10 protein-coding genes and 1 pseudogene are annotated in these 13,626 nt (G+C 36.1%); 7 read left to right on the top strand and 4 right to left on the bottom strand.

Annotated features, from left to right (window positions below):
• The first annotated feature begins 145 nt into the window (after nt 1–145).
• The 5 genes from DB891_RS06265 (at nt 146) to DB891_RS06285 (ending at nt 6,079) form a co-directional block, all read left to right on the top strand.
• Nucleotides 146–1,489, top strand: coding sequence for an ATP-binding protein (locus DB891_RS06265; protein WP_116761682.1), 1,344 nt, complete (start codon nt 146–148; stop codon nt 1,487–1,489).
• 313 nt (nt 1,490–1,802) lie between these two features.
• The gene (gene asnS, locus DB891_RS06270) at nt 1,803–3,236 is read left to right on the top strand and encodes an asparagine--tRNA ligase (protein ID WP_116761684.1); all 1,434 of its coding nucleotides are present in this window, start codon (nt 1,803–1,805) and stop codon (nt 3,234–3,236) included.
• A 214-nt stretch (nt 3,237–3,450) separates the two neighbouring features.
• Nucleotides 3,451–3,849 carry a GxxExxY protein gene (locus tag DB891_RS06275; protein WP_116761686.1) on the top strand — a complete coding sequence of 133 codons (399 nt, stop codon included), beginning with the start codon at nt 3,451–3,453 and terminating at the stop codon, nt 3,847–3,849.
• Between the two features lie 88 nt (nt 3,850–3,937).
• On the top strand, nt 3,938–5,404 hold the full coding sequence (gene rpoN, locus DB891_RS06280) for an RNA polymerase factor sigma-54 (protein ID WP_116761688.1): 1,467 nt from the start codon (nt 3,938–3,940) through the stop codon (nt 5,402–5,404).
• 69 nt (nt 5,405–5,473) lie between these two features.
• Nucleotides 5,474–6,079: a hypothetical protein gene (locus tag DB891_RS06285; protein ID WP_116761690.1), complete on the top strand. Its 606-nt coding sequence runs from the start codon at nt 5,474–5,476 to the stop codon at nt 6,077–6,079.
• On the opposite strand, the gene DB891_RS06290 is transcribed toward DB891_RS06285, so the two are convergent.
• The gene (locus DB891_RS06290; protein WP_116761692.1) at nt 6,074–6,778 is read right to left on the bottom strand and encodes a porin family protein; all 705 of its coding nucleotides are present in this window, start codon (nt 6,776–6,778) and stop codon (nt 6,074–6,076) included. The genes DB891_RS06285 and DB891_RS06290 overlap by 6 nt on opposite strands.
• Before the next feature lie 670 nt (nt 6,779–7,448).
• On the opposite strand from DB891_RS06290, the pseudogene DB891_RS06300 reads away from it, so the two are divergent.
• Both DB891_RS06300 and DB891_RS06305 read left to right on the top strand, forming a co-directional pair.
• Nucleotides 7,449–7,850 (top strand): annotated as a pseudogene (locus tag DB891_RS06300) (hypothetical protein); the annotation flags it as partial.
• Nucleotides 7,851–7,890: 40 nt separating this feature from the next.
• A complete protein-coding gene (locus DB891_RS06305; RefSeq protein ID WP_116761694.1) occupies nt 7,891–8,784 on the top strand; it encodes an alpha/beta hydrolase family protein in 894 nt (297 codons plus the stop codon).
• Nucleotides 8,785–9,193: 409 nt separating this feature from the next.
• Here the strand turns inward: DB891_RS06305 and DB891_RS06310 are convergent, their stop codons facing one another.
• The 3 genes from DB891_RS06310 to DB891_RS06320 form a co-directional block, all read right to left on the bottom strand.
• A complete protein-coding gene (locus tag DB891_RS06310) occupies nt 9,194–11,137 on the bottom strand; it encodes an OmpA family protein (protein WP_116761696.1) in 1,944 nt (647 codons plus the stop codon).
• A 10-nt stretch (nt 11,138–11,147) separates the two neighbouring features.
• Nucleotides 11,148–12,074 (bottom strand): PorP/SprF family type IX secretion system membrane protein, encoded by a 927-nt coding sequence (locus DB891_RS06315; RefSeq protein WP_116761731.1) that lies wholly within the window; start codon nt 12,072–12,074, stop codon nt 11,148–11,150.
• Nucleotides 12,075–12,184: 110 nt separating this feature from the next.
• Nucleotides 12,185–13,626 (bottom strand): DUF7507 domain-containing protein (locus tag DB891_RS06320; protein ID WP_189337109.1); only part of this gene is annotated, 1,442 nt, incomplete at its 5' end.

Below are 13,626 nucleotides of genomic sequence, written 5' to 3' on the forward strand. Positions count from 1 at the left end.
TTCTGAAATACATTTGTTGCCATTACAAAATAACGGCTCATTAGTAGCACCCTAAAATTTATATTTTTAATTTTCGGGTGTGTTTTTTGTCATTTTTGATCTATATTTGCCTCTACTAAATATCATTTAGCTCATTTTTTTGCCTATGAAAAATACAAAAAAATACATTAATAGATTTATTGACAGTCATTTGAGTTCCTGGATGAATGACATATATAAAAAGCCGTTATTGTTACGAGGAGCAAGACAGGTTGGCAAGTCATCATCAGTACGGAATATAGGAAAATCATTTTCTTATTTCTTAGAAATAAATCTAGAAGAAAATAGTGCCATTCATACTTTGTTCAACGAAAACAATAGTATAGATAGCATTTGCTCTAAACTCGAAATAGCATTCAACATCCCGATAGAAGAAGGAAAAACATTGCTATTTTTAGACGAAATTCAATCTTGTCCCAATGCCATCACTGCCTTACGCTATTTTTACGAACAAAAACCAAATTTACATGTTATTGCCGCAGGTTCTTTATTAGAATTTGCTTTAGAAACATTACCTTCATTTGGAGTTGGGAGAATTAGAACGATATTTATTTATCCTTTATCATTTGATGAATTTCTTGGCGCAATGAATGAAGAGCGGCTACTGGAACTAAAGAAAAAAGCAAGTGCTGAATTCCCATTGGACGCCATTTTTCATCAAAAACTAATCGACTATTTTAAACAATTTCTACTCGTGGGCGGAATGCCGGAAGTTGTCGCTCGATTTATAGTAAACAAAAGTCTTCTGGAAGCACAACAGGTATTAGATGATTTACTTTTATCGTTAAAAAGTGATTTCATCAAATACAAAAAGAAAGTTCCATCCACAAGAATCAATGAAGTATTCGAATCGGTTTCTAAGCAAATGGGCGCGAAATTTATTTATATAAAAATCGGCAATCATCTAACCAATTTACAAATAAAAGAAGCGTTGCACCTGCTTATACTTTCTGGGCTTGTCATTCCGGTAACCCACACTGCTGCAAACGGCATCCCTCTTGGTGCTGAAATAGATTTAAAAAAGCGAAAAATACTATTATTAGACACGGGTATTTTTCAACGTGTTTTGGGATTGGACATTTCAGATATAATTTTGAAAAGCCATTTTGAGGTTATAAACAAAGGAGCCATTGCAGAGTTATTTTTTGGTTTAGAATGGTTAAAATACAGCAGTCCGTTTTCACAAAACGAACTTTATTATTGGCATCGGGAAAACAAAACGGCTAATGCCGAAGTAGATTATATTGTTCAACAAAACACAGCCATTATTCCCGTGGAAATCAAATCATCCAAGAGTGGCGCTATGCAAAGTTTACGCCTATTCTTGAAGGAAAAAAACATTCAAAAAGGAGTTCGGTTTTCATTGGAAAATTTTTCGAGTTTGGAAGATATTTCGATTTATCCTCTATATGCTGTAAGTACATTTGCAGAGTTGAAAAATAAAAATTAATTATAGTAATTTGGGTAGAAAAAAAGAATTTTCACCTCCTAAAACTACCTAAATTTCACCGAAAAAGCTCTGATAGTCGAATTGCTCTCGCAATTACCTTTTACTTTTTCCTTTATAGAAGTAAAAGATATAGCGGATAACAGGTCCCGATAGCTATCGGGATAGCTCCAAACTAGGTTTATCATCCAATTACATTTTGATTACTCCATTGCTCACCATGACAATTACAAACAAATCATTTATATTTGCATTTAGATTAAAACACCGATTTTTGTTTTAATCTAAAATCTGAACTCTAAAATCTAATATTAAAATGAGACACACAAAAGTTAAAGACTTACTAAACAGTACAACGACGTTACAGGAAATTAATGCAAAAGGTTGGGTTAGAACTTTTAGAAATAATCAGTTTATTGCTTTAAATGATGGTTCTACCATTAATAATATACAATGTGTTGTCGATTTTGAGAATACACCAGAGGAAACTTTGAAAAGAATCACTACTAGTGCGGCAGTTTCTGTGACTGGTGACTTAGTAGAAAGCAAAGGTGCTGGTCAGAAATATGAAATTCAAGTTAAGAGAATCGAAATCCTTGGTGATTCGGATGCCGAGAAATTCCCAATACAACCAAAGAAACACTCTTTGGAATTCTTGCGTGAAAATGCACATTTACGTGTGCGTACGAATGCTTTTGGAGCGATTATGCGTGTGCGTTCGGTATTGTCATTTGCAGTACACCAATATTTTCAAGAAAAAGGTTTTGTCTATGTAAACACGCCGATTATTACTGGAACAGATGCTGAAGGCGCAGGTGAAATGTTTAAAGTAACTACTTTGCCTTCTGAAAACGCACCAAAAAATGAAGAAGGAAATGTGGACTTCAAACAAGATTTCTTTGGTAAAGAAACTTGCCTGACCGTTTCTGGACAATTGGTTGCCGAAACCTACGCTATGGCTTTAGGCCAAGTATATACTTTTGGACCAACTTTTAGAGCGGAGAACTCGAATACTTCCCGTCACTTGGCTGAGTTTTGGATGATTGAACCCGAAGTGGCTTTCAATGATTTGACTGATAATATGGATCTTGCCGAAGATTTCATTAAATATGTAGTGAAATATGCAGTGGATCACTGTGGCGATGATTTGAAATTCTTGGAAGGTCGTTTGACTGAAGAAGAAAAATCAAAACCACAAGCTGAGAGAAGTGAAATGCCATTGTTGGAAAAATTAGGTTTTGTAATAGAAAACAATTTCAAACGTGTATCCTACACCGAAGCAATTGATATTTTAAGAGATTCTACTCCAAACAAAAAGAAAAAATTCAACTATATCATTAACGAATGGGGAGCTGATTTACAATCGGAACACGAGCGTTATTTGGTAGAGAAACACTTTAAATGTCCGGTAATCTTGTTTGATTACCCAGCAAACATCAAAGCTTTCTACATGCGTTTGAACGAAGACGGAAAAACAGTTCGTGCGATGGACATACTTTTCCCTGGAATTGGAGAAATCGTAGGAGGTTCTCAAAGAGAAGAGCGTTTTGATGTTTTGGTCGAAAAAATGAGAGTCTTAGGAATAGACGAAGAAGAATTATGGTGGTACCTAGACACTAGACGATTCGGTTCTGCGGTTCACTCTGGTTTTGGACTTGGATTCGAAAGATTGGTACTTTTTGTAACTGGAATGACAAATATTCGTGACGTAATTCCTTTCCCAAGAACACCTGGAAGTGCGGAGTTTTAATTTTTCACCACTAATATTTTTTTTGCACGAAGGCTCAAAGACGCTAAGAAAAACTTAAAGGTTTTTTGCTTCGAAGACTCTAAGACACTAAGTTTTTTTTAACGTGATAAATATTTTTGTAGCAAAAACACAAAGGCTCTAAGAAAAATTTAAAGTTTTTAGAATTAATAACTTGGCGCCTTTGTGCCTTAGCAGCAATTAAAAGCAATTAACAATGATTACAGAAAGAACTGAAGAGATTGCTAAGATAATTGTACATTCTGCCTTTAAGGTTCATAAAGAACTTGGACCCGGATTATTAGAAAGAGTATATGAAGCTTGCTTAGCTCACGAAATCAGGAAAGCTGGATTAGATGTTAAAAGACAAATTGACATTCCAATTGTTTATGACGGACTTGAGTTTGATGAAGGATTACGGTTAGATTTATTCATTGAAGACTGTATTATTATAGAAATAAAATCTGTCGAAAAAGTCAATCCCGTTTGGGAAGCACAAATAATAAGTCATTTGAAATTATTAAATAAAGATTTAGGGTTTTTAATTAACTTTAATGTACCACTTGTAAAAAATGGCATCAGAAGATTTATTAACACAAAAAAGAAAAATTACTAACAAAAAACCTTTGTCTCTTTTCTCTTTTTAACAAAATAAAAACTTTGCGCCTTTGCGTCTTAGTGGCTTAACAAACCTTGTCATATCAATGCTAAAGCAGTTTTTAAATTTAAAAATATCACAGAAATTATCTCCACAGCAAATTCAGCTGATGAAGTTAATTCAGTTGCCTACGCAAGCATTTGAACAACGTTTATTGGAAGAAATGAATGAGAATCCTGCTTTAGAAACTGGAAAAGAGGAGGACATTTATGAAAAAGACGAGTTTGAGAATGAGCAGTATGACGATTATGATGATTCGGAAGCAGACAGAGTAGATGCCGAAGACATCAACTTAGACGATTACTTAAGTAGTGACGAGACCCCAGATTATAAAACCCAAGTCAATAACTACAGCGATGACGATGACGACAGGGAAACTCCTTTTGCTGCTCCCGTAAGTTTTCATCAAGATTTAATCAATCAATTAAACACTTTTATATTAAGTGACGAAGAGCGTGATATCGCCGAATTTTTGGTGGGAAGCATTGACGATATGGGTTACATTCGCAGAAGTACCCCAGACATTGTTGACGACATGGCCTTTACGCAAGGTTTGTATACCAATGAAAAACAGGTTGAAAGTATCCTTCAAATCATCCATGAATTAGAGCCAACAGGAGTGGGTGCCCGTGATTTACAAGAATGTTTATTACTGCAATTAAAGCATAAAACCCCAACAGAATCCGTTGATTTGGCCACCGCTATCATCGAACAACAGTTTGATGCTTTTGCCAGAAAACATTACGACAAATTGGTTCAAAAATTCAATATTTCCAATGAGCAGCTTAGAAAGGCAATTCATGAAATAGAAAGACTCAATCCTAAACCAGGCGGGTCATTTGCCGGAAATAATAAAATCACAGAAAACGTAGTTCCCGACTTTACCATTCGCATAATCGATGGTGAGTTAGAACTAACCTTAAATGGCAGAAATGCCCCTGCATTGCACGTTTCTAAAGATTACCAAGAAATGATGCAAACGTATAAGGATTCTAAAGACAAATCGAATTCCCAAAAAGATGCGGTTCAGTTTATCAAACAAAAACTGGACTCGGCCAAATGGTTTATTGACGCTATAAAACAGCGTCAGGACACCTTATTTGTTACCATGAACGCCATTATGCATTACCAACAGGAATATTTACTTGACGGCGATGAAACCAAGATAAAACCCATGATTTTAAAAGACATTGCCGATAGGGTTGGTTTGGACATCTCAACCGTTTCTAGGGTTGCCAACAGTAAATATGTCGAAACGCCTTATGGCACCAAACTCATCAAAGAATTCTTCTCAGAAGCCATGAAAAATGATCAGGGCGAAGATGTGTCAACACTTGAAATCAAGAATATACTTAAAACCATCATTGAAGAAGAAGACAAGCAAAAACCTTTAGCAGACGATCTTTTGGCTGAAATCCTAAAAGACAAAGGATATCCAATTGCGCGAAGAACCATTGCTAAATATAGGGAACAGCTAGAAATTCCTGTGGCTCGAATGAGAAGAAAAATATAAACCCGAAAGCTGTTATCATTTGTTTTAATCTACATTCTAATAAACAATCTTCAAATACCCTTTTGAAACTTGAAAAAAATACTCCCCCTTTTTTCCTATATTTTTCATCCGCTATTCATACCGGCCATGGCCACTTCCGTCTATTTTTTATTTGGCATTTCTAATTTTAGAGTAGAAGAAATCACTATTATATTGACACAAATAATAACACTAACAATATTTATACCAATAGTATTTTATCTGTTTTTACGCTCCACCGGCAAAGTAGATTCGATTATGATTCCCAATATTGATCAACGTAAAATCCCTTTATTGTTGCAATGCTTTATAATCATCCTCTTGGTTCAAAAAAGCATCACTATTGAAAGATACCCAGAACTTCATTTTTTCTTTCTGGGCGCTTTATTAAGCACCTTAACCGCTCTCGTCTCCTTGTTTTTCAACATTAAGGTCAGCTTGCATATGTTGGCCGTATCTTCTTTAACCGTATTTGTTTTTGGATTGAATATTCACCACCAGGCAAATGCCATTTACATGGTTGTTTTTTTTGTTATAAGTACTGGTTTTGTAGCTTCTTCCCGTTTAGAAATGAAGGCACATTCCCCAAAAGAGCTTCTGATTGGCCTTTTGATTGGAAGTATTTCCCAATTGCTGTTGCTGTTTTTGTGGCTATAAAATATAAAATTGGAGCCCAATGCTCAAAGTTTGCAATTCAATAGTCTCATTATTGATTTTTGCAGTTGATTTAAAAAGAGAATTTAAACCATAATAGGCATATAAATTTATCGTGTTGTATCCCGTAGAAATATAAGCTCCATAAAGTAAATCATTAAAATCTTTATTGTTTTTAATCTTAACCTTTGTTTGATCGTCTTCATAAACCGACTTGTCCATCAACAAATAACTTAGTTTAAATCCCCCGTAAATTCTCCAGAACTTATATATTTCCGGTGTTGAAGTACGCCATCTAAATTCAATTGGCATTTCTACCAATAACTGTTCAAACTTATTTCTGTCATAATTCACCTTGGAAGGAATTATGGCATAAATAGGATTTTGATTTGTACCCGTGATAGATAGATTTTGAATATAATTATTATAGGCAAAACCAATACCCGGGGCTATTGCAACCGTTCGGCTTTTATTTACGGGCATGTCTCTAAGAAAACCGAGTGAAAAACCAAATGAAATTTTATTCTGCGAAAAATCTGCAGGCTGATTTAAAAGTGAATTATAAATAACTCCGCTATAGAATTGATCTTCTCTATAAAGCGAATCAATTTTAATATGTAATGTATCAATTGAAAATTCATTCCCTTGAGAAAAACCTTTAAAAAATGATAAAAAAAGGAAACAACCAAGAAATAATCGCATATTACGTATTGAATTAAATTAAAACCTAAGACTTTCTATTTAATGAAAGTCAAAAATCACTAATACAAAGATACCATTTTGAAAGTTTGGTAGTCCTTTTTAAAAACAAATAATACCTATATCGATAAAAACGCTCAAAAAAAACCTTTCTCCCTGAAGAGCTTCAGAAGGAAAGGATCTAATGAGACTAGATTTTAACCTGTTGAGTGTAATTGGTAAAAACATGTTCTAACTGAAGGCCTGAATAAGAACAAAATTCCCCTATGGAAATTAATTGACGTGGTTCTTTATTCAAGTTGTCTTTAATTTTATTTAAATACAACCTTGCCTGACTGTATGTTTTACCGGTAATAGTTGTACATCTTTTGGATAAATGCATACCCAGATGTTTCTTAATATCACTGTTTTATTTATTTTTAATACATTATCCATACTTAGGATACGGCTTTGAGTACCTCTAACTGACTAGAACAAAGTTACTAAAATAACGTTGTCCTCAAGTGACTAAAAAGTGTTATCATAGGCTTTTTACTACCGTTTTTGACATAGCCCCTTTGAAATTTAATTTAAATGATGAAATCTTTGCTCAGATCATTCCCGATTTAGTTGCAACGAATATTCAGGATGAAAGAGTAGTAAAATCATTTTTAAACTTAAATTTTAAACCGTTATGGCAAAACAGAAAGGCATAATTAAATTGAAAGGTACTATCGGGGATATTACTTTTTATAAAACAAAAGATGGGTATATTGCCCGTGAGAAAGGTGGCATTGATGCGAACAGAATTGCCAACGATCCTGCGTTTCAGCGAACAAGAGAAAATGGTTCAGAATTTGGAAGAGCGGGTAAGACAGGTAAAACCTTGCGTTTGACATTGCGTACTTTACTTCTGAATTCCTCAGACAGCAGGATGGTTAGTCGACTTACCCAAACTATGGTTAAAGTTATTCAAGCGGATTTGACCAATGATCGCGGATTGCGAAATGTTATTGATGGCGAAGCGGAATTACTGAGGGGTTTTGATTTTAACATAACCGGAAAATTAGGAGCGACGTTGAAGGCAATACTAACGCAGACTGGAGAATCTAACGTAATTTTTATATTAAACTAAAATGAACATAAACTTTTCTTCTAACTTATTTCTTTGGTTACTATTAATAACTTTACCAGAAATGGTATTTTCTCAATCGGCTGACTTTACCATTCAAGATGTAAAGTTTGAAAGTCAAGGCGTCACTCTTGCAGGCTCAATTTTAACGCCTAAAAAAACAATTGCTGCAGTTGTAATTGTTCATGGATCTGATCCTGTAAAAAGAGAAATGGAGTTCGCTAAACGTCTTGCGAAAGAAGGTATTGCCGTATTGACATATGATAAACGTGGAGTTGGAGAATCAGGCGGTGTATATGTAGGACCATCTGTTGGCACGAATAATATTGACACTACTAATCTTAATTTATTATCTCACGATGCAAATGCAGCAGTAAATATATTTCGAACTTATTTGAAAGATAAAAAAACACCAATTGGATTAGTTGGCTTCAGTCAAGCAGGATGGATAATCCCAATTGCTGCAAGCAAAAATCCACAAATAGAATTTATGGTTTTATTTAGTTGCCCGACAATTACAACCCTAGAACAACTGCGATTTCAGTTTTATACTAATGGAAACAATAAATTTTGGGAAAATCATACAGAATCAGATGCTCGTGAACATACTAAAAATGACCCAGACAGGTATCAGTTTACAGCAACTGATCCAAAAATTTCTTTGAATACACTTTCAATTCCAGGGCTTTGGCTTTTTGGCGAGAAAGATATCCAAATTCCAGTAAAGTTATGTATAGAGCAACTAAATACATTCAAAGTTCAAGGCAAACCTTTCGAATATACTTTGTTTTCAACATTAGGACACAATACTTCTTCCGGCGATATTACAGCAACTGTTGATATTTCAATTCAATGGATAAAACAGAAAGCTTTGAACATTAAGAAATCTAAAGAATAAAAATAAAGGACTTCCTACAACAGCTAGTGCAACGAATTTGGGCATTGGGCATTATGGGGAAAGTAGTTTGTTTTTGGGATGATTTTGCAAATCCGAAAATAGTCAACCTATATCAGGACAAGACACTTATCAATATTACGGCTACAATCACCTATTTTTGAAATTATAAAACAACCAAAAATAGTCAACCAATATCAGGACAAGACAATCACGGGAGATAGCGCTGATTTACTTGGTTTGTTCGCTATTGCTCGGGTGCAATTCGTGCCCGCAACGATGAGAAACAAAAAACGTATCGAGAACCCATTTTTAACGATAAATTTTCTAGTTCTCGATACGATTTTTTTTAAAATCACTCGAACTGACGAAAATTTATCGTTAAAAAATAATTACACCTTTAGATTTATTATTATTTAATCGAAACAATAATAAACTCGCTTCGTCTATTGGCTTGATGCTCTTCTTCTGTACATTTAACGCCATCAGCACAATGATTCACCAATTGTGATTCACCATAGCCTTTACCGATAATTCTAGTAGAATTGACACCGTTTTTCACCAACCAGGCAACGGTTGCTTTAGCTCTTCTATCCGACAATTTCTCATTATACTTAGCCGTTTGTCGGCTATCGGTATGGGAACGAACTTCGATTTTCATCTCTGGAAATTCTTCCATCACTACTACTATTTTGGCTAACTCGAATGTAGCATCCTTACGGATAAAGGACTTATCTAAATCAAAATAGATAATCGGAATATCCAATGTTTTGGCCAAATCAGTCCCAACCGCAATTGACTTGATACGTTTTTCTAGCACTACGGGAAAGTCTTTACTGTCAGTATAACTTTCAGTCTTAAGAGAACCTTCTTTGGTTTGGTACTCGTCTTTCTCTGTTCTTACATAATAGGCTTTCCCACATTCAACCGGAAAACCATAATATCCTTTTTCGTCTGTTTGGGTAACTTGCAATGGTTTAAAATCTCCATCAAACAAACTCATTTTGGCTCCAGCTAGAATCTGGCCGGAATCAAGGTCGGTTACGAGTCCGGATACTATTTGCTCACAAGTCAGTTTTGTGTTCTCCACAAATCTATAAATATCATCGTAGCCTTTTCCTCCTTCTCTGTTGGAAGTAAAAAAACCGTATCTTTTTTTACTGTTAATTAAAAAAGCAAAATCATCTTGATTGCTATTGATTGGTTCTCCCACATTTTGTATTCCGTAGAAACTCTCATTTACACCAATTTTTGCAACATAAATATCCAACCCACCTAAGCCCGGACGTCCATCACTGGCAAAATACAGTTCGTTATCCGCCGATATAAACGGAAATGTCTCCCTGCCTTCGGTATTGATTCCTGCACCTAAGTTCTCCGGTTTACCATATTTCCCCTCTGCGCTTATCTTTACGCTGAACAAATCCGATTGCCCTAAAGTTCCCGGCATATCTGAGGCAAAATATAATGTTTTCTCATCCACGCTTAGTGCTGGGTGTGCTAAACTATATTGATTACTATTAAATGGCAGCTCAATTACATTTCCCCACTCTCCTTTATCGTTTAAACTGGCTTTATACAGTTTTAACAATGTATTTTTATTAGCGTCTCTTCCTCTCTTGCCTTCCAGAAAATTGTTTCTGGTAAAATACATCGTTTTACCGTCTTGTGTAAATACTGGTGTTGATTCATTAAACATGGAATTGATCTTGCGTTCAAACCGTTCAGGCTTTCCCATTTCACCATCTGGTTTCATCTCTGACCAATACAAATTGGTAAAGGACGTATTGGTCCATTTAAATACTTTCTTAGCAACACCACCTGTATCTCTAGCTGAGGCAAAAACCAATTTATCCCCTAAAAAGGAACTTCCATAATCTGAAAACTCAGAATTCACGCCTGCATCTACCACTTGAAAACGACCTGAATTGGCTTTGATCTCTTCAAGGTAATTTTTATTATCAATAAATAAAGTTCCTCGTTTATCATTGCCGCTTTTGGCATTGAATTGCTCTAGCATTTGATCAGCTTTTGCATAATTTCCAGCCGATTTTAAGACTTGCGAATAGCGGTAAAAATATTCCGCTTCTTGCTCTGGATACAACGTAAATAGCTGGCCATACCATTTTAAGGCTTGAGGTAATTCGGCTTTAAAATAATAGGCATTCCCTAACTTTTGAAACATTTTTTCGTCTTGATATCCTTTCTCCGCTACTTTCTCGTAATTGGCTATAGCATCAACATAGGCGTATCGATCGTAATTATCTTCTGCCTTGGCCATAGTTGTTTTTTGTGCAAATCCTTTTAAAAAAAGAACGCTTAAAAGCAGGCTATAAACTATTTTTTTAATTTTCATAGTATCCGTTTTAGAAGAATCTTGGAGAGATAATTTTGTCGTATTTATTAAACAATTCGTATCGCAAAAAGATTTCGTGTGAACCTGAATTATAATTGGCTAATGCAGTGGTATCAAAATCATAACTGTATCCTATAAACCACGAATCACTGGCTTGAAATCCTACCATGGCACTCATCGCAGCACTCCATCGATAAGCCAGACCGGCGACAAACTTTTCATTCATCATAAAATTAGCCGATACATCTACTTGCAATGGCGCTCCTTGAACGTACTTGGCTTGCAATGACGGTTTAAATTTTACACTCGGACTTAATTCAAATACATATCCTGCTATCAAGTAATAATTGATTTTCTCGGTAGCAATGTGGCTTGTTGAACTCGATGTTGCCGATTTATCAAAATGTTCGGTTTCTATTAAATGGGGGGCTGATATTCCGATATAGCTATTATCCGAATGCAAATAGAATCCGACTCCAATGTTAGGAGAAAATTTATTGTCTATGTTTTCTTCCAAAATAGGAGTTCCTGGGTATTGATCTAATTTGGTAAAATCTACGTTTAACAAATTGGCACTGGCTTTTAATCCAAAGGACATCTTATAGTCCCCTAAAGCTTGTATGGTATACGAGAAATCAACAGCTATTTCATTCTCATCCGATGGTCCTATCTGGTCGTTTACTATTGACAAACCTAAACCTACTTTATTCCCGTTAATTGGAGTGTTTATAGAAATTGAGTTCGTTACTGGTGCTCCTTCCAATCCTACCCACTGCGCACGGTGCAATGCAAAAATACTCATTGACTGCCTAGACCCTGCATAAGCCGGATTGACCACTATCGTATTGTACATATACTGGGTGTATTGAGCATCTTGTTGGGCATAACCGGCAACTGAAACAAGCAGTGCAATCAATCCTATTATTCTTGTTATCATAAATTTCATTATTATCCTTTTAAGAAACCTTCATAGCTGTTCTAAACAAACAATTTCAACAATACCATTTAAGCCTATGAGAATTAAAGACCTCATAGGCTATTAACTTTTTACTTTCTATTCAAATACAAATAACCTGATTTCTCAACCGTATTAGAACTGTTGTCTTTATATTTTAGTATATAAAAATAAGTTCCTACTGGTAACTCCTGGGACTTATCAACTGTCACACGACCTTCTGAAGTTCCTCTAAAAGCCCTGTCCTCATTATTATAATGCTCTCTCTCAAATACCAATACACCCCAGCGGTTGTAGACCTCTACCGAATTGTCTGGATAACATTCTAGTCCTTGTATATAGAGTCTGTTATTTTCACCGCTTTCGTCTGGAGATACAGCATTGAATACTTTTATCACACATGTCTCTTCTGGATCTACAATTGGTTCATCTTCTATCAAACTCAAAACGTCCGATTTATCTTCTACCACTTTACCATTTGGACTCGTGCCATAAACCGTAGCTTGATTTGAGATAGACCCTAAATTAATATCCGCTTGTGTAATCGCATATACTCCTTTAAAATTCGTAGTATTCGATTCTCCTACTACCAATGTTATCGCTCCTCCTGTCATTACAACTCCCGGTAATGGATCGGATACAGTGATGTTGGTTAGCGGCACATTTCCTGTATTAGTTACTTCAAAACTATAGGTAATGGTTTCTCCTACTTGTCCATAACCATCTCCGTTCTCATCGTTTAAATGAGCCGTTTTAACCAAAGCAATACTTGGTTGCTCTACAGGCAAATTAGCATCAAGAACCGTGATGGCTTGGCTTACGGTTACAGAGGCATTTCCGCATGCATCAGTCGCTGTCCATGTTCTTGTTATTGTCGCCCCTCCACTTACCGCTACTGTTGCATCGGTAAACGTGATTACTGGAGCACTGTCACAAGCATCGGCAGCCGTTGGTGCCGTGAATACTGGCACTGCTGGACCGGTAATTGTCGCCGCTCCTCCTTGTCCTGATAATATAGGAGCGATAATGTCGTTTACGGTGATCGTTTGAACAAAGGTCGATGCGTTACCGCATACGTCGGTTGCTCTATAGGTTCTCGCTACACTGAATTTATTGGCGCAACTTCCCGCTGTGGTTACGTCCCCAACATGGCTGATGGTTACCGCTCCAGTACAGTTGTCCGTAGCTGCAATTGCTGTTAAGCTTACCGCCGGAACATCCGAAGCGCAAGAAACTGTCGTATCTAATGATCCCGCTACTGTACTAATTGCAGGAGCGATAATGTCGTTTACGGTGATCGTTTGAACAAATGTTGATGCGTTACCGCATACGTCGGTTGCTCTATAAGTTCTCGCTACGCTGAATTTATTGGCGCAACTTCCCGCTGTGGTTACGTCCCCAACATGGCTGATGGTTACCGCTCCAGTACAGTTGTCCGTAGCTGCAATTGCTGTTAAGCTTACCGCCGGAACATCCGAAGCGCAAGAAACTGTCGTATCTAATGATCCCGCTACCGTACTAATTGCAGGAGCGA

It is taken from the genome of Flavobacterium laiguense, from assembly GCF_003097655.1.
Lineage (GTDB): Bacteria > Bacteroidota > Bacteroidia > Flavobacteriales > Flavobacteriaceae > Flavobacterium > Flavobacterium laiguense.